The organism is Caballeronia sp. LjRoot34, assembly GCF_964253815.1.
Taxonomy (GTDB): domain Bacteria; phylum Pseudomonadota; class Gammaproteobacteria; order Burkholderiales; family Burkholderiaceae; genus Caballeronia.
In genome coordinates, this window is the sequence record NZ_CAXUSB020000002.1 from 356,747 (window position 1) to 374,375 (window position 17,629).

15 protein-coding genes are annotated in these 17,629 nt (G+C 62.0%); 12 read left to right on the forward strand and 3 right to left on the reverse strand.

Annotated elements, in window-relative coordinates; genetic code table 11:
* Positions 1 to 357: 357 nt before the first annotated feature.
* From ACSQ36_RS21080 to ACSQ36_RS21100, 5 genes are all read left to right on the forward strand, one after another.
* A complete protein-coding gene (locus ACSQ36_RS21080; protein WP_213764395.1) occupies positions 358 to 1,497 on the forward strand; it encodes an ABC transporter substrate-binding protein in 1,140 nt (379 codons plus the stop codon).
* Positions 1,498 to 1,717: 220 nt separating this feature from the next.
* Entirely contained in the window at positions 1,718 to 2,581 is an 864-nt protein-coding gene (locus ACSQ36_RS21085) for an ABC transporter permease (protein ID WP_231937196.1), read from the forward strand.
* The gene (locus ACSQ36_RS21090; protein WP_436183441.1) at positions 2,578 to 3,411 is read left to right on the forward strand and encodes an ABC transporter permease; all 834 of its coding nucleotides are present in this window, start codon (positions 2,578 to 2,580) and stop codon (positions 3,409 to 3,411) included. The genes ACSQ36_RS21085 and ACSQ36_RS21090 overlap by 4 nt, the downstream gene beginning before the upstream one ends.
* Before the next feature lie 14 nt (positions 3,412 to 3,425).
* The gene (locus ACSQ36_RS21095; protein WP_436183442.1) at positions 3,426 to 4,493 is read left to right on the forward strand and encodes an ABC transporter ATP-binding protein; all 1,068 of its coding nucleotides are present in this window, start codon (positions 3,426 to 3,428) and stop codon (positions 4,491 to 4,493) included.
* Positions 4,494 to 4,749: 256 nt separating this feature from the next.
* A complete protein-coding gene (locus tag ACSQ36_RS21100; protein WP_436183443.1) occupies positions 4,750 to 5,295 on the forward strand; it encodes a hypothetical protein in 546 nt (181 codons plus the stop codon).
* 16 nt (positions 5,296 to 5,311) lie between these two features.
* Here ACSQ36_RS21100 and ACSQ36_RS21105 read toward each other — a convergent pair whose 3' ends face one another.
* On the reverse strand, positions 5,312 to 5,668 hold the full coding sequence (locus tag ACSQ36_RS21105; protein ID WP_436183444.1) for a hypothetical protein: 357 nt from the start codon (positions 5,666 to 5,668) through the stop codon (positions 5,312 to 5,314).
* A gap of 347 nt (positions 5,669 to 6,015) precedes the next feature.
* On the opposite strand from ACSQ36_RS21105, the gene mprF reads away from it, so the two are divergent.
* Positions 6,016 to 8,610, forward strand: a complete 2,595-nt coding sequence (gene mprF / locus ACSQ36_RS21110; RefSeq protein WP_436183445.1) for a bifunctional lysylphosphatidylglycerol flippase/synthetase MprF — start codon at positions 6,016 to 6,018, stop codon at positions 8,608 to 8,610.
* Positions 8,607 to 9,869, forward strand: coding sequence for a virulence factor family protein (locus tag ACSQ36_RS21115; RefSeq protein WP_436183446.1), 1,263 nt, complete (start codon positions 8,607 to 8,609; stop codon positions 9,867 to 9,869). Before mprF ends, ACSQ36_RS21115 begins: the two co-directional genes overlap by 4 nt.
* Before the next feature lie 50 nt (positions 9,870 to 9,919).
* On the opposite strand, the gene ACSQ36_RS21120 is transcribed toward ACSQ36_RS21115, so the two are convergent.
* Complete coding sequence (locus tag ACSQ36_RS21120; RefSeq protein WP_436183447.1) at positions 9,920 to 10,435, reverse strand: DUF1993 domain-containing protein; 516 nt, start codon at positions 10,433 to 10,435, stop codon at positions 9,920 to 9,922.
* Positions 10,436 to 10,679: 244 nt separating this feature from the next.
* Between ACSQ36_RS21120 and ACSQ36_RS21125 the strand changes: the two genes are divergently transcribed.
* Entirely contained in the window at positions 10,680 to 12,152 is a 1,473-nt protein-coding gene (locus tag ACSQ36_RS21125; RefSeq protein ID WP_213764402.1) for a M20 family metallopeptidase, read from the forward strand.
* A gap of 163 nt (positions 12,153 to 12,315) precedes the next feature.
* On the forward strand, positions 12,316 to 13,410 hold the full coding sequence (locus ACSQ36_RS21130) for a malate/lactate/ureidoglycolate dehydrogenase (protein WP_436183448.1): 1,095 nt from the start codon (positions 12,316 to 12,318) through the stop codon (positions 13,408 to 13,410).
* 144 nt (positions 13,411 to 13,554) lie between these two features.
* Here ACSQ36_RS21130 and ACSQ36_RS21135 read toward each other — a convergent pair whose 3' ends face one another.
* Entirely contained in the window at positions 13,555 to 14,457 is a 903-nt protein-coding gene (locus ACSQ36_RS21135) for an NAD-dependent epimerase/dehydratase family protein (RefSeq protein ID WP_436183449.1), read from the reverse strand.
* 155 nt (positions 14,458 to 14,612) lie between these two features.
* On the opposite strand from ACSQ36_RS21135, the gene ACSQ36_RS21140 reads away from it, so the two are divergent.
* The 3 genes from ACSQ36_RS21140 to ACSQ36_RS21150 all read left to right on the forward strand — a co-directional run bounded on the left by ACSQ36_RS21140 (position 14,613) and on the right by ACSQ36_RS21150 (position 17,544).
* On the forward strand, positions 14,613 to 15,518 hold the full coding sequence (locus ACSQ36_RS21140) for a LysR family transcriptional regulator (protein WP_436183450.1): 906 nt from the start codon (positions 14,613 to 14,615) through the stop codon (positions 15,516 to 15,518).
* Between the two features lie 62 nt (positions 15,519 to 15,580).
* Entirely contained in the window at positions 15,581 to 15,970 is a 390-nt protein-coding gene (locus ACSQ36_RS21145; protein WP_436183451.1) for a RidA family protein, read from the forward strand.
* A 119-nt stretch (positions 15,971 to 16,089) separates the two neighbouring features.
* Complete coding sequence (locus tag ACSQ36_RS21150) at positions 16,090 to 17,544, forward strand: HdeD family acid-resistance protein (RefSeq protein WP_436183452.1); 1,455 nt, start codon at positions 16,090 to 16,092, stop codon at positions 17,542 to 17,544.
* Positions 17,545 to 17,629: the final 85 nt, after the last annotated feature.

The following is a 17,629-nucleotide window of genomic DNA, read 5'->3' on the forward strand; positions in this document are numbered from 1 at the left end:
GTCGCCAATATTAATTAGTTGTCGAGCGCCACGTGTTACCCGAAAACCCAGTTGAAAGATTAACAAGAACTGGCGCTGCCGAGGTTGCATTTTTTTGGATACTTGCGAATTTGGGTATTTGAACTTAGTCTCTCCGTCACACTCGCGGATAGTTCCCTTGGGTCTTCCGCAGTGCCTGAAAACAGTCCTGGATTGCTGTCTTTTTCACCGTCGTCATTGTTCTTAAACATTTGGCCGCCAGAGTCGCGTGCGCGCCAGATGTGAGTGCGCACTAAAAACAAGTTTCGGACTATGCAGCATGCACGCAGCACGCAACTTTCCAAAAACGTAAGCACGCAGGCAGAGGATGGAAACACCATGAATCAAGACGGGTTGCGAGTGACCACCACATTTCGCCGCTTGAGCGGCAAGGCATCCATTACGGCAGCTATCGCCGCGCTGACCGCGGTCGCGGGGCAGGCCGTGGCGGCGCCGCCGGCATCGCTCATCGCTGCTGCGAAGAAGGAAGGCCAGTTGACCACGATCGCATTGCCGCACGACTGGTGCGGTTATGGCGCGCTGATCGAGGGCTTCAAGGCGAAATACGGCATCACGGTGAACGAGCTGAATCCGGATGCTGGTTCGGGTGACGAAGTCGAAGCCATCAAGGCGAACAAGGGCAATACGGGACCGCAGGCACCGGACGTGATCGACGTCGGTTTGTCGTTTGGACCGACGGCGCAGGCCGCCGGCTTGCTGCAGCCTTACAAGGTGTCGACCTGGGCGTCGATTCCGGATTCGGCCAAGGAGAAGGATGGCTATTGGTACGGCGATTACTACGGCGTGCTGTCGTTTGAAGTGAACACCGACATGATCGACAAGGTCCCGACCGACTGGCCCGATCTGCTCAAGCCCGACTACAAGAACGCCGTTGCACTCGCGGGTGATCCGCGCTCGGCTAACCAGGCCATTCAAGCCGTCTACGCAGCCGGGTTGTCGCAAAGCAAGGGCGATGCATCGAAGGCCGGCGCTGCGGGCCTGAGCTTCTTCAGCACGCTGAACAAGAACGGCAACTTCGTGCCGGTGATCGGCAAGGCGGCGTCGTTGGCGCAAGGCACCACGCCGATCATCGTGCGCTGGGACTACAACGCGCTGGCGGATCGCGATACGCTGAAGGGTAATCCGAAGGTGGCGGTGGTCGTGCCGAAGACCGGCGTCGTGGCCGGCGTCTACGTGCAGGGCATCAGCGCTTACGCTCCGCACCCGAACGCGGCCAAGCTGTGGATGGAATATCTGTATTCGGACGAAGGCCAGATTGGCTGGCTCACCGGCTACTGCCATCCTATCCGCTTCAAGGACCTCGAAGCGAACAAGAAGATCCCGGCAGCGCTGCTCGCCAAGCTGCCGCCGCCATCGGCCTACAAGAACGTGGTGTTCCCGACGCTCGACGAACAAAACGCTTCGAAGGCGCTCATCACGAAGCAATGGGATCAGGTAGTCGGCGCCAACGTGAAGTAACTGCTTGAATTAGTCACATGCAGTAGTCGTACGAAGTAACGTAGTGCACGGGTAGCCGGACCTGAGGTCCGGCTACCCTTCCGGCTCGCGCTTTGTGCCTGGTCCCCAGCGCGGCCTGTCAGTCGAGAGCGACATCATGAGCACTTCATCGAAGATCGCCACGCCCATGTCCGGACATGAGGAGCGCGCGGAACAGTCGAACCCGTCGCTCGGCCCCGGCATGAAGGCGGCGCGACGCGTGTCGCCCGCGTGGAATTATCTCGGCGTCTTACCGTTTTTCGCGTTTGCCGTCTTGTTCCTGCTGCTGCCCACCGCGTGGCTGATGGTCGGCGCGTTCCAGGACCCGCAAGGCCATTTCACGCTTGAGAATTTCCGCCAGTTGCTGCAGCCCAGCGTGCTCGACGCGTACTGGATCAGCTTCAAGGTCAGCGCGGCGTCGGCACTGGGCGGCGGCGTGCTCGGGCTCCTGCTGGCGTGGGCCGCCGTGCAGGGCAAGCTGCCTGTATGGATTCGCCCGACCCTGATGACGTTCTCCGGCGTGGCGTCGAACTTCGCGGGCGTGCCGCTCGCGTTTGCGTTTATCTGCACGCTCGGGCGCGTCGGGCTCGTTACGGTGCTGCTGAAGAAGTATGTGGGCATCAACCTGTATTCCACGGGCTTCAGCATCCTGAGCTTCACGGGGCTGACGCTGACCTACCTGTACTTCCAGATTCCACTGATGGTTCTCATCATCACGCCGGCGCTCGACGGCCTGAAGCGCGAATGGCGTGAAGCCTGCGATTGTCTTGGTGGCAGCGCGTACCACTACTGGATGTTCGTCGCGTTGCCGGTGCTCTGGCCGAGCGTGCTCGGCGCCACGCTGCTGCTCTTCGCCAATGCGTTCGGCGCGGTGGCGACGGCTTATGCGCTTACCGGCAGCTCGCTCAATATCGTGCCGATCGTGCTGTACGCGCAGATTCGCGGCGACGTGCTGCACAACGAAAATCTTGGTTATGCGCTCGCGCTCGGCATGGTCCTCGTGACCGGCTTGTCCAACGGCGGTTATATCTGGTTGCGCTCACGCGCTGAAAGGGGTCGTCGATGAGCACCGTCACCACAGTCACTCCGGTACCGGCCAACAAGGTTCGGGCCCAGACGCGGGCGGGCGCGTGGATCGCGATGGTCATCGGCGCGCTGTACTTCCTGCTGCCGCTGGCGGCAACGGTGGAGTTCAGTCTGAAGATGCGTCGCGATGAATACAGCTTCGATGCCTACCGCGTCGTCCTCTCCGATCCGCATTTCCAGGCGTCGTTCGGCTACTCCATCATGATGGGCGTGTTCGCTATCGTGCTTGGGGTGCTGCTGGTTGTGCCGACCGCCTACTGGGTGCAGTTGCGCTTGCCGAAGCTGCGTCCGCTGATCGAATTCATCACGCTGCTGCCGCTGGTGATACCGGCTATCGTGATCGTGTTCGGCTATCTGCATATCTACAACAGCAGTTCGTTCCTGCCGCTTACCGGCAACGAGCGCGCGACCGACTTCCTGCTGATCTGCGGTTATGTCACGCTGTGTTTGCCCTACATGTACCGCTCGGTCGATGCCGGCCTGCGCGCCGTCGATGTCCGCTCGCTGACCGAAGCGGCCGAATGCCTGGGCGCGAACTGGCCGACCATCCTCTTCAAGATCATCTTTCCGAACGTGCGTTCCGGGATCCTGTCGGGCGCGTTCCTGACGTTCGCGGTGGTGATCGGCGAATTCACGCTGGCGAGCTTGCTCAACCGTCCCGCGTTCGGGCCGTATCTGCAGTTGATTGGCGCGAACCGGGCGTATGAACCTTCGGCGCTTGCAATCATCGCGTTCGCTATTACGTGGGCCTCGATGGGGCTTATTCAGGTCTTCGGCTCGGCGCGCGCTCTCGCCGGACAAAAAATTTAAAGGGCAGGCTTGTCATGGCACTTCTCGAGATCGAAAACCTTTCCAAGACGTTCGGCACCAACACCGTGCTGCATCAGTTCGATATGCAAATCGAGCGCGGCGAATTCATCACCTTCCTTGGACCCTCGGGTTGCGGCAAGACGACGGTGCTGCGAATGATCGCCGGCTTCGAAACGCCCACGCGCGGCACGATCAAGCTCGCCGGTCGCGACGTCACCCATGTGCGCACGCGGCAACGCAAGGTCGGCATGGTATTCCAGTCATACGCGCTGTTTCCGAACATGACGGTGGCGGATAACATCGGCTTCGGGTTGAAGGTGTTGGGGCGCCCGCAGGCCGAGATCAAGGCGCGGGTGAAGGAAATGCTCGAGCTGATCAAGCTGCCTCAGCTTGCCGACCGGTATCCGTGGCAGATGTCCGGTGGTCAGCAGCAACGGGTGGCGCTCGCACGGGCGTTGGCCAATAAACCGCAGGTACTGTTGCTCGACGAACCCCTGTCCGCTCTCGATGCCAAGATTCGCGTCTCGTTGCGTGAGGACATTCGCAGCTTGCAGCGCGAGCTCGGCATTACTTCGATTTTCGTGACGCACGATCAGGAGGAGGCGCTGTCGATTTCCGACCGTATCGTGGTGATGAACGAGGGGCGCGTGGAGCAGATCGGCACGCCGTCGGAGATTTATAACTTTCCGCGTACGCGTTTCGTGGCGTCGTTTGTCGGAACGTTGAACCTGCTGTCGGGACAGGTGGTGGATCCGGCGAGCGGGAAGATCGTGGTCGGCGGCCAGGAATTGCGGACCTCGCACGCGCTCAATTCCGCCGATGCCGGCAAGCAGCGCATGCTCGCGGTCCGGCCCGAGGCAATCGTGCTGGAAGCGCCGGCGAACGGGCGCAATACGCTTGCGGCGACGGTGGAGGAGGTCAATTTCCTCGGCGCGGTGGTGCGGATCAGGACACGCGTGGATCAGTCCGTGATTTCACTCGATGTATTCAACGACCCGAACCGGCGCTTGCCGGAACGCGGACAACCCGTGGCGCTCGGGTTCTCGCATGAGAATTTGCTGGTGCTGGAGGAGGGGGTTTGACCGTTGGCTAGCTGAAGCACTTGATGTAACTGAAGCAACTGACGACAGACGCTGGTTTAAAAGGCCGCTTCGCATCGCGCAGGCGGCCTTTTTGTTGTGCGAACCGGGGCGATTCCATATTTCCGCACCGGTACGACCTCCGTTTTTCCCAACGCCGTCGCCATTCGCTCATCTTTCCCAAAAGCGACGCAATCTCCGCCTCCGTCTCAAAATGTTAAGGTAGGGCTCGGTTTATTTTGAGACGGACAGCAAAAGCGTGATTTTTACCACCCATCTGAAGGTTCTAGGCGTTTCCCTCGCCGCATCGATTCTCGTTCTTGGCGCCTGCGCGCCCCTGCCTCCCGCTGGCGGCGCCACCAGCGCACTGCCGCCACCACCCACCGCGCAGGTCGCCGCCGCCAAACCGCAACCCGCCCCGAGACGTTCCGCACAGGTCGATTCTTCCGGCGCTCCAGGCGCACAACGGATTCAGGTTGGCGGTCCCAGCGGCTACCGGACCGAAGTCTCCATTACGCCACCCCGGCAGGTCTGCGATCTCGACGCCTTCGCCGACGGTGTCCAGTACGGTTATGCCTACACGTGGAATCGCCTCGTGATGGAACAGGCGCGCGACGGCGGCAAGACCACCGGTGCGCCGCAGCCTCAGTTCGATCCCTCAGCCATCCGTTTGCAGGACGAGCAGTACAAGATCGTATGGAACGGCGACCAGCGGGTGAATGCGTGCGCGTCGGATGGTTATCTGATTGGGCGCATCGTGGGTACGCACCAGGCTTACACCGATCTCAAGGGCGGTGCGGGCTGATCGTACTGTGCGTCGTTTAGTCGCACTTGTGGGCGTCGGCCACGTACGCCGACGCGCTGACGATATCGCCGTAAATCGTATATCCCGTGCCGTTCCCCGACGGTTCCGCGTCGATCAGCAACATGGTCTGCCCGTTCGCGCCGTGTACGGTGATCACGTCGCCGTCCGCGTTCGGCGAGTATTCGCCGATCTTCAGCGGCCGCGTGGCCCATTTCGCCTTCACGCATGCAACGAACGGCAGCGTGGCGAGATGCGACGTTCCTGAGCCGACGGGCACCGTCTTGATCAGCGAATCGTATTGGGTCGCGCAGGCACTCAGGGCGAAGGCGGCGACGGAGAGAACCACGGCGGCGGCGAGGCGTTGCGTTTTCATGCGGTAGAACCTTTTTATCGATGATAAATGCGGCGCCCGAAGGCGAGCATCGGAGCCAAGATGCTAACCGCTCGCCCGATCAGGTGTGAAGAAAACCGCCGGAACGCGCACAAAACCGCTGCCGGACTCGTCCGAACGGCATAGACTCCCACACTTTTCTTAAGTCCCGTCAACCTACGCCGTTATACAACCGTTGCTAACCGTAACGTTCTATTCAGGATTTTGAAATCTGAACGAGCGCCGGATAGACGTGCAACGGTCCGGCATCTGCCGATCAGAACCAAGAACCAACAAAACGCCAACAAGCCGCGAGGCCAGAAGGCGTTGGAGCAAGTCCGGTAATCCGCATGTCTCGCAGAAATAGTGTCAGTTCAGTCCCTTTGCTGGAATCGCTGCTTCGTTTGCCCAAAGCGTGGCGGTTGCAGCGTTTCACCGCGCCAGTTCTCGCGTTGGTCGTATGCGCACTGCTGCTGGTGGTTTTCGAGCATCTGTCGCACGCCGTCGACTATAAAACGGTCGTTCACCACTTGCGCGTGCTCCGCTTCGAGGCGTGGGCCGGGGCGCTCGCCGCCACCGTGCTGAGCTACGTGGCGCTGGTCGGCCGCGACGCCGTTGGCCTTCGATACCTCGACACCAAAGTGCCCCGTTCCGTGCTGTGGGTGGGTGCGACGGTCGCATCCGCGCTCGGCAACGCGACCGGTTTTGGTGCGCTGACCGGCGGCGCCGTACGCTGTCGCGTGTATGGCGTCGCGGGTGTCACGCCCGCGCAGGTTGGCCGCCTGACGGTGTTCACGAGCGTCACGCTGGCGCTCGCGCTGGCGTTGATGACGGCGATCGGCATGGTGTGCGCTGCCGATACCCTCGCCGCCATGCTGCATGTATCGCCGGATATCCTGCGATTCATCGGCGGCGCGGTCCTGATCGGATTCGCGGTGATGATCGTGCTGTGCCGCACCGTCCCTCGAACCCTGCAAACGCGCTGGAGCTGGCTCGCCGTCACCATTCCGGCGCGCCGCGACCTGGTTGCGCAACTCCTGCTCGCCACGCTCGACGTATCCGCCGCCGCGCTCGCGCTGTGGGCCGTGCTGCCGCATGCCCAGGTGGGTTTCGGCGAATTCCTCACGGTGTTTTCCGCCGCCATGCTGCTCGGCATGATCGGCCATACGCCCGGTGGAGTCGGCGTGTTCGAGGCCGCGATGGTATTTGCGCTAGGCGCCAGCGTGAAGACACCTGAGATGCTGGCTGCGCTGCTGGCGTATCGCGCGATCTATTTCGGCCTGCCGCTGATCGCGGCCACATTCGTTCTGGCGGCGTTCGAAGGCCGGGCGCTCAAGGGACGCTTCGCGTTTTTGAATCCATCGAATGTGTCGCAGCTCGCACCCGTGTTCCTGAGCGTCGTGACCTTCGTGGTCGGCGGCATGCTCGTGATTTCCGGCGCCACGCCCGCGTTCGGCAAACGCATCGAGGTGCTGCAAGCCGTATTGCCGTTGTGGGTGCTCGAAAGCTCGCAACTGCTGGGAAGCGTGCTGGGCGTGGTTTTGCTCTTCGTTGCGCGCGGTTTGCTGCGCCGGCTTGACGCCGCCTGGTGGCTCGCCATCACGCTCGCGGTGGCCAACCTGGCGCTGTCGATGGCGAAGGGGCTGGCGTTTGTCGAAACGGGCGTGCTCGCGCTGCTGATCGCGTTGCTGCTGGCGACCCGCGACCGCTTTAACCGGCGCTCGTCGCTGCTGGCTGAGCGGTTCACGGCGAGCTGGCTGGTGTCGGTGGCGATCGTGATCGGGCTGGCGGTCTGGATCATGTTGTTCGCCTTCCGCGATGTCAATTACAGCCGCGACCTCTGGTGGCAATTCGCCTTCGACGAACGCGCGCCGCGCGCATTGCGCGCGACGCTCGCGGCGGGCTTGTCCGCCGCGCTGTTCGCCGTGTGGCAATTGCTGCGGCCGGCGGCCGGGCGGTTCGAGAAACCCGCGCCGCAGGATCTGCTCGATGCTGCGCGCATTTTCCGCGCGCAGGAGCGCAGCGACGCCGGCCTCGCGATGATGGGCGACAAGAGTTTCCTGTTCTCGACCTCGCGCGAGGCGTTCCTGATGTACGCGAAACACGGCCGGACCTGGGCGGCGCTGCACGACCCGGTCGGGCCGCGCCGCGAATGGGCGGAACTGATCCGCCGGTTCGTGGAAATGGCGCACGCGCACAGCGGCCGCGCCGCGTTCTACCAGGTTCGCGCTGACGCACTGCCGCTGTATCTCGATGCCGGTCTCACGCTGATGAAACTCGGTGAGGAAGCGCATGTGGTGCTGGAGGATTTCGACCTGAAGGGATCGCATCGCGCCCATTTGCGATACGCGCTGAAGCGCGGTGAACGCGATGGTTTCGACGTAGAAGTCATCGATTCCCGGCAGGTTCCTGAACATATGCCGATCCTGCGCGAGATTTCCGATGCATGGCTTGGAAGCCGCGAGGCGCGCGAAAAGAGTTTCTCGGTCGCGGCCTTCACCGACGATTACCTCGCCGCGCAGTCCGTGTTGCTGGTACGCCAGGAAGGCAAGCCGGTGGCGTTCGTCACGTTCATGACGACCGATCTGAACACCGAGGCCACGGTCGGCGTGATGCGGCATCAGCCTGACGCGTCACCGTACGCAATGGAATATCTGTTCACGAAGCTCGCGCTCCATTTGAAGCAGGCCGGGTTCCAGACCTTGAGCCTGGGCATTGCGCCTTTGTCCGGCATGCAGCCGACACCGCTTGCTTCGCCGTGGCATCGGCTGGCTGGGTTGGTCTGGCGGTTCGGAGGGCGTTTCTATAATTTCCGGGGCTTGCGCGGTTTCAAGAGCAAGTTCCAGCCGCGTTGGGAACCGCGTTATCTCGCGGCATCCGGCTCGGTCGGCGTGTTTTTCACGCTTGCAGATCTCTCGTTGCTGGCGGGAGGCTGGCGTTCATGACATTTTTCAAGAAATTCGCGGTTGTTTCCCTGCTGTCTGCGTTGTCAGTTTCAATGGCCCATGCCGGCACCTTGGCCGGCGGTCGTTATGGCGACGTGACGTTCACGAAACCCGCCGGCCCGATGCGCGGTTTTGTCGTGCTGTTCTCCGATAAAAACTGGACCCCTGCCGACACCCAGACCGCCGATGCGTTAGCCAAAAACGGCGCAATGGTGGTGGGCGTGGACACGGCGCGTTACGCGGCGAAATTGCCGGCGGAGAAGGAGACTTGCCACAACCTGGTCGGCGATGCCGAGTCTGTGAGCCATCAACTTGAACGCGAGGTGCAATCAAGCCGTTATTTCGCGCCGATCCTGATGGGCACGGGGCAGGGCGGTGTGCTGGCCACGAAAATCCTTGCCCAGGCGCCGGACAATACGGTCGCGGGTGCGCTCGCGCTGAATCCCGATCCCCAACTGGACGCGCGTTTCAACCTGTGCCCGCCCGATCCGACCATCACGCACGCGAAGGGCCTGCCCGGTTTCTTCGATAAGACCACGCAGCCCGCCAGCGACTCGCAGGCCGATGCGCTGCTCGCGCTCGCCACGCCGCATCTGAAGGTCGAGCAAATGCGCGACGAAGACGTATCGGATTTGCCGCTCATCGAACTGCCCGCTTCGCGTCCGACGAACCTGCTTGCCATTGTGATTTCCGGCGACGGCGGTTGGCGCGATCTCGACAAAACCGTCGCGGAGTCTTTGCAGAAGGATGGGGTGTCGGTGATCGGCATCGACAGCCTGCGTTACTTCTGGAGCGCTAAAACGCCCGAACAGACGAGCCACGACCTCGCGCGCGTGATCCAGGCTTACAGTGCGCGCTGGCATTCGGAGCACGTCGCGCTGATCGGCTATTCGTTCGGCGCGGACGTGATGCCGTTCGCCTATAACCGGTTGCCGGATTCGGTGCGCGCGAAGGTGTCGTTTGTATCGCTGATGGGCTTTGCGCCCGACGCCGATTTCCAGATTCGCGTCACGGGCTGGCTCGGCATGCCGGCGAGCAAGAATGCGTTGAACGTGCGGCCGGAACTGGCGAAACTGCCGCCGTCGATCGTGCAATGCATCTACGGCGCGGCCGAGAAAGATACGCTGTGTCCCGCGCTGACGCAGACCGGAATAGAAGTGGTGAAGACCACGGGAGATCACCACTTCGGCGGCGATTACAACGTGCTCGCGCGACGCATCCTGGCTAGCTGGCAGAAGCAGATCGCCGCGCGGACCTGAGCCGGGCGGTGGTTGTCTTTCAGCATGTGTCGCGAGTCAGGAGCCGGACGTCACGCCGGCTGGATCGGCCCGAGAAAATCGAGCTTTCCTACCGGCACGCCGAGGTGCCGGAGGATGTCGTAAGCCGTGACAATATGGAAATAGAAGTTCGGCAGCCCGAACTGGAACAAATACTCTGCGCCGCTGAATTTCAGCTCGGTGTCCTTTTGCTTGATGGTTACAACACGCGTGTCACCCCCTTCGAACGTCCCGGCATCAATCCCTTTCAGATAGGCCGTCGTCTTCGCGATGCGCTCCCGCAGTTCCGCGAAGGTCGTTTCGGTATCGTCGAAACGGGGCGCGGCAACGCCTGACAAACGTTCCGCCGATGCCTTCGATGTATCGCTTGCGCGCTGGATCTGAGCCGCGAACGGCAGCATGTCCTCGGCTAGCCGTGCGCTCGTTACGTCGGTGTCGCTCAAGCCCTTTTCTTTTGCGTGGGCGGCGGCTTTATCGAGCAGGGAAACGAGCACGTCGAGGCTACGGACGAAAACCGGAACGGTCGCGCGATATATTGAAACGGACATGATGAGGCTCCTGATTGATCGGGCCACAAGCATACCGGGACGTCGTTGATAGCGCTTTTTCCGCCGCTCGAGCGGCGCGTTCTTTCGGCACTCGCGTGCCATTTTCAAGTTTGCGAAATGGCTGTCGTGCTCGCTGCCAAAGGCGAAAAGACGCGCCGCCGACATTCGGCTCGTGAGAAACTGTGAATTCGAGTTAACGCTAAACACAGCTATCATTGATATTTAAACGGCCGGGACGCCCGTCATGATCTCAGACGACCTTACTCAAGAAAAACAACACATCGACCAAATCGACCGTCAGGCACTGCGCGAATTCATCGACCGGAAGTGGGACGACGAAATTCTCCCCGCGCTCACCGACTACATTGCGGTGCCCGCCAAAAGCCCGATGTTCGACCTCGACTGGGCGCGCAACGGATTCATCGAACGCGTTATTGCGGACGCCGCGCAATGGGCCGAACGACAGCCCGTGCGTGGCCTTAAAGTCGAGATCATCCGTTTGCCCAATCGCACGCCCGTGATCTTTTTCGAAGCACCGGCTACGCGTTCGAACAGCAGCGACACCATCGTCCTGTACGGCCATCTCGACAAACAGCCCGAGTTCGACGGCTGGCGTCGTGATCTTGGGCCGTGGTCACCCAAATACGAAGACGGCAAGCTCTACGGACGCGGCGGCGCGGACGACGGATACGCTACGTACTCGTCGATCAGCGCGATCGCCGCGCTGGACGCGCAAGGCGTCGAACGGCCGCGCTGTGTCGGCATTATCGAAACGTGTGAAGAATCGGGCAGCTATGACTTGCTGCCGTACGTTGATGCGCTGCGTGATCGGCTCGGCAAGGTGAGCCTCGTGATCTGCCTCGATTCCGGTGCGGGTAACTACGATCAGCTCTGGCTGACGACGTCGCTGCGCGGTCTGGTTGCCGGCGACCTGGAAGTGCAGGTGCTCGACGAAGGCATTCACTCGGGCACGAACGGCGGCATTGCGCCGTCCACGTTCCGGATCATGCGCCGCCTGCTGGAACGGCTGGAAGATTCGAGCACGGGCAACCTGCTGCCGAAGGGTTTTCATTGCGATATCCCACCGCGCCGGCTGAGCGAAGCGGAAGCAACGGCACGCATTCTCGGCGATGACGTATGGAAGAAGCTCCCGTGGACCTGCGGCCAGAATGGCGGCACGGTGCTTCCCGTCACAACGGACCCGCGTGAAGCGCTGCTCGATTCCACCTGGCGGCCGTCGCTGGCGGTGACCGGGGCGGAAGGGCTACCATCGCTGATCAATGCGGGCAACGTGCTGCGTCCGCGCACCGCGTTCAAGTTGTCGCTGCGTCTGCCGCCGCTGGTCGAGGCCACGAAGGCGCTTGCGGAACTCAAGGCCATGCTCGAAGACGATCCTCCCTACAACGCGAAGGTCACGTTCAAGCCCGAGCGCGGCGAAGCGACCGGCTGGAGTGCGCCCGAACTATCGCCGTGGCTGGGCGATGCGCTGAACGACGCCTCGCGCCGGCATTTCGGCGCCGATGTCGCGTTTCTTGGTCAGGGCGGTACCATTCCATTGATGAGCACGTTGCAAGAAGGCTTTCCGCGTTCGCAGTTCATGGTGTGCGGCGTACTGGGACCGAGGTCGAACGCGCACGGGCCGAATGAGTTCCTGCATGTGCCTTTCGCGAAGAAACTCACGGCGACGGTAGCCGAGGTGATCGCGGCGACGCCTTGATGGCGGGTGGTCGACATTGACTTTCAGACGGCGCGCAACTTTTGCGCGCCGTTTTATTTGCACGGCGCGGTGATGAACCGGCATGTCGTTAAATTTGGTTGAATTTGATTTAATTGGGTTGAATTTGAAGCGCAGTCCTTTTCCTATCAGGAGACGCAGTCGCATGAGCACTGAAACCACGCGCGAATCGCGCATCGCCCCGGATACCTTGCACGCCTTCGTCAGCGCGATCTGGACCCACGCCGGCAGTACGCCGCGTGAAGCTCAACTGGTGGCCGATCATCTGGTGATGGCGAATCTGTCGGGACACGATTCGCATGGCGTCGGCATGATTCCGCGTTATATGGCGTCGCTCGCGGACGGCCAATTGCAGCTCAATACGCACGCTGAAATTGTCCGCGATGTCGGCGCGGTGCTGACTATCGAAGGCGCCAAGGGTTTCGGCCAGGTCGTGGCGTACGAAGCGATGGAGCACGGCATCGCGCGGGCGAAAAAGCTTGGCGTGTGTGCGGTTGGCTTGCGCAACGCGCATCACATTGGGCGCATCGGGCATTGGGCCGAACAATGTGCGGCGGCCGGCCTGGTGTCGTTTCACTTCGTCAACGTGGCGGGGGACCCGCTGGTTGCGCCGTTTGGTGGTATCGACCGGCGCTTCGGCACGAACCCGTTCTGCGCTGCGTTTCCGCGCGAAGGTAACACGCCGCTGGTGCTCGATTTTGCGACGGCGGGGATTGCCTACGGCAAGACGCGCGTGGCCTATAACAAGGGCGTGAAGGTCGCGCCCGGTTACCTGATCGACCACGCGGGCGTGCCGACCATCGAACCGAAGGTGATGCACGAAGCACCGTTCGGTTCGCTGACGGCGATGGGCGCGCACAAAGGATACGGCCTCGCCGCCATGTGCGAGATTTTCGGCGGCGCGCTGTCGGGCGGCTTCACCACGCACGCGGACACCTTGGACACGACCAACGCGATCATCAATTGCATGACATCGGTGATCGTGGACCCGAATGCCTTCGATGCCCCCAACGCTCAGGCCGAAGCCGATGCGTTCGTCGAGTGGGTGAAGGCGTCGCCGCTCGCGGCCGGTACGGACAAGATCATGGTGCCGGGTGAACCGGAACAGGCGCGGCGGGCCGATCTCAACTTGAACGGCATTCCCATCGATCCCACCACGTGGCAGCAAATCCGCGATGCCGCCGTGCAATCGGGCATGCCGGCGGGCGCGATCGAGGAGTTTGTGCAAGCGTTGAAGTGAGCTTCGGGTGTCGTTTTGCGTGAGGCGCGCAGGCTTCAGAATCGCCGCGCGAGCGAGGGTGCATGTGCAGCCCCGCCCGCGCGGTGTAACGCCAGCGCGTTGTAAAACATGCCCGCTAGCGTGTTCGCTTCCAAAGCACCCGGGTTACTTAGTCTGCAGCATTTCGTTGCTGATCCAGTCGGTCACCGACGTCCGCTTCGGCTCCCAGCCCAGCAATTCCCGCGCGTGTTTGCCGCGCACCCGGCTATTCGATCCCAGCCCGTAAGACGCCATTTCGTAGCCCCATTCCTTCTTGGCTTCTTCGAGCGGCCAGTCTTGCGGCGCACCGAGGCCGAGGGCTTTAGCCATTGCCGTCGTCATATCGCGGAAGGCCGCTTCGCCGCTTTCGACGAAATAGAACGTACCAGCCGGGGATTTTTCGAGCGCACGCGCGTACAAGTCGGCGACATCGTCGATATGCACGTTCGACCAGATATTGCGTCCCGGTCCCACGTGCCGCACGATGCCGCTCTTTTTCGCCTGAGCCAGCAAGCGCGGCAACTGCACGCTTTTCGCGTTCGCCATGGCGCCGTGGCCGTAGATCAGCGTGTTGCAGAACACGGAAGCGCGCACGCCGCGTTTGGCTGCGCCGAGCACGAGGTTGTCGATGGCTACGCGCGGTGCTTTATCGGCGGTCGGTTCGGGCAGCTTGTCCTCGTAGTAGATCGTGTCTGTTCCTTCGCCGCCGGATGCATCGCCGACAATGCTCGATCCGCTCGTGTGCAACAGCGGTTTGTTCGAGCCCGCAAGCCCTTCGATCAACGCCTCGACCGCGCCGCGATGGTCGCTGCTGGCGGCGTTGATGACGCCATCGGCTGCTTTTGCCTGCGCGATCAGCAACGCCCGGTCGTCGAGGCTGCCGATCACGGGTTCAATGCCCAATGCCTTGAGTTCGTCCGCCTGTTCCGGGCGACGGATGAGGCCGCTGACCTGATGGCCGTCGCGAACCAGACGCGCCGCAATCGAACCGCCGATAAAACCGCCTGCGCCAGTCAAAAAAATCTTCATGGTTGTTCTCCGTTAAATCGTGTGTTGGCCGGAGTTAAAGCAGAGCGGTTTACTCCGGTCCCATTGAGTCGATGCATGCAGTATCCCCGTCTTCGACTTTCGCAAAAACAGTGTTAGTCTCAAATCAATCTTGATTCCAGGTCAACAATGGATAGATGAAAACGACCATTGAAGAACTGCTGGCGTTCGTGACCGTGATCGACAGCGGCTCGATCACGGCGGCCGCCGAGACATTGCAGCAAACCGTTTCCGGCGTGAGCCGGGCGTTGACGCGGCTGGAGCGCAAGCTCGACGCCACGCTGGTGCGGCGGACTACGCGCCGCTTGCAACTCACCGACGAAGGCGAGCTTTTCCTCGTGCGCGCCCGCGCCATCCTCGCCGCGATGGAAGATGCGGAGGAGTCGATCGCCCGGCAACGCGAGCGGCCGGCGGGGCGGTTGCGCGTAGATGCGGCGTCGCCGTTCATGCTGCATTGCATCGTGCCGCACGTGCAAGCGTTCGCCGCGGCGTATCCGGAGATCGTGCTGGAACTGAGCAGCAATGAGCGGATTGTCGACTTGATGGAACAGCGCGTGGATATCGCGATCCGGATCGGTGCGCTGCAGGATTCCACGCTGCACGCGCGTTCGCTCGGCAGCAGCCGGCTGCGCATCCTGGCGAGTCCCGCGTATCTCGCGCAACGCGGGGAGCCGCGTACGGTAGCGGAATTGCGTCGGCATCGCCTGATCGGTTTTACAGCGCCTGAGAGCCTGAACGACTGGCCGTTGATCGATGACGATTCAGCAAACCGGGATACGGGCGCGCGCTTTCGGATCGTGCCGGAGATCGCTGCATCGAGTGGCGAGACCATGCGGCAACTTGCGCTGGCGGGCGGCGGAATCGTCTGCCTTGCCGCGTACATGACCAGCGCCGACGTGGCCAGTGGACGCCTGCAAACCGTGATGGAGCCCGTTCTGCTCGATGTCCGGCAACCGATCAGCGCGGTGTTTTACCAGAGCGCATCGATGGCGGGACGGGCGAGAGCCTTCCTCGATTTCCTCGCCGGACGGTTGGTGCTTTAAAGCGCCCGACGTATGCTGCCGGTTTCCCTTTTCCGATTCGTGAACCATTCGTCAATATTCATATGCCCATTGAACCCATCAACGCGCCAGGTCTTCCGGTTCCAGCAGGCCACTACAGCCACGCCACCCGCGCGGGTAATCTCGTTTGCGTGTCGGGCCAGCTGCCGATGCGTCCCGACGGCACGCATACCGGCGACTTGCCGTTCGAACAACAGGCCCAGCAGGCGCTGGACAATGTCAGCACCGTGCTGGCGGCGGCCGGCGCGGGGTTGAAGGACGTGATCGAAGTGACGGTTTACCTGGTCGGCGTGGATCACTGGAAAACTTTCAACGAGATCTACGCGTGCCATTTCGGTGACTGGAAACCCGCGCGGGCAGTCGTTCCCGTGGGCGCGCTGCATTATGGTTATCTGCTGGAAATCGCGGCGCGGGCCTGGGTGGAACCGGCTTGAGTTGTTGTTTGAGTGAGTGGTAAGTATGGATCGGGGCGGGCGCACAGGCGTTCGAATCCGGTTGGAGTAATGCGGCAGCGCTTTTATCATGGCGAGGTCGTGTCCTCACAGGTGACCTCATGATCCAACTCGTGCTGCTTCTGCTGGGCGTGGACTACCTGCGCCGCCGTTGGCTTACGCTGGCCCTGGCGGGCGGCATCTGGCTGGTGATCGGGGTGTCGGTGTTTATCGACGCTCTCGACGGCGTCCTGTATTTTCCTATCCACGTCTTCGCCTGGCTGCTTCTCGTCGAAGGTCTTGCGACCCTTGCTGTTGCGGGCATTGGCGTGGGCGGCCAGCGCACGCTGCGTTACGTGAAAGGTGGCGCGTTCACCCTCGCTGCGCTGCTGATCATGGCGGGCAATCATCACGGCAACTTCGTTCTGTCGATGATCTTCGGCACGCTTTTTCTCGCCGATGGCTTGCTGCAGAGCGTGTCGGCTGTCGTGGTGCGCTATAGCCGATGGAGGATCGTGCTGGCGCTGGCTATTGTCGAAATCCTGCTCGCGATCTTTTTCTTCGAACCGTATCCGACCCATTATGTTGGCACAGCGCCTTACGCGATCGGGCTCGGACTCGCATTCGGCGGTTGGAACATCCTGTGGATCGCGTTTCGCGTACGCCGTATGGAAAGCCTGCCGCCTGAAAACGAGAAGGCGCTGGCGCTTTCCGATGACGTAATCGCCGACTCCACCCTCGCTGAAAAGTCCGCTACGGCAAAGGCCGCTGCGGGCGCGGCGGCGACCGAGGCCGACGGCCCGTTCGAATGGGACGGTCCCCCCTCCGCCGATGAAAAAGCGCTCACCGTGCATGTGTGGACGCCCGTCGGGTCCGCGCGGGCGCAGGCCAACCGGCGCCTGATCGTGGACCGCTACATTGCCGCCATCGACGCGAACGGCGTCATCTCGACGGGCCACGCAGCGCTCGAGTCACCCGAGGGCATTTACATCAGTCTGTATCCGGGTGTGGAAATCGACCGTTCGCCGGACGAGTTCGGGCGCATCTTGCGTGCGACCCGCGAGAACAACGTGCCGGGCACTTTCCAGCCGGATTACGTGACGGAATCGAAGGCGTGGTGCGAATCCACGACCCGCGTGCGTATTCGTAATTACCGGCCGGATCGGTTGCAGGCATTCTGGGAGAAATATCGGCAGGATCAGACGTATAACCTGACCTACCGGAATTGTTCCAGCACTGTTTCCAAGGCGCTGGAAGCAGCGCTCGAAGGGTCAGTGGGCACCTTTCATGGCCACGATACGGGTTGGCGCGCGTTCCTGCGCCTGATCGTCACGCCGGAGCTATGGGTGGCCGCGCAGATCCGCAAACGCGCGGCCACCATGGCCTGGACTCCGGGCCTGACGCTCGACTACGCGCGGGCGCTCAGCATGCTGGCCGACCCCAGGCCGTTTGGTTATCTCAAGATGGCGCGGCTCGCGGTGCGCAAGATGCTGCGCTCGCGGCGCGAATGGCGACAGGAAGCGTCCGATGCCGCCGACGCCCGCGCAGGCCGGATGGACGGCTCGAGCGTTTCATAGGTGGCGTGAGGTAGCGCGGTGCGACTCATCGGTGCGCCGCGGTCGTCCATTCGCCAGTTGTTTCGCCCGTTGTTGTTGGCAGCTC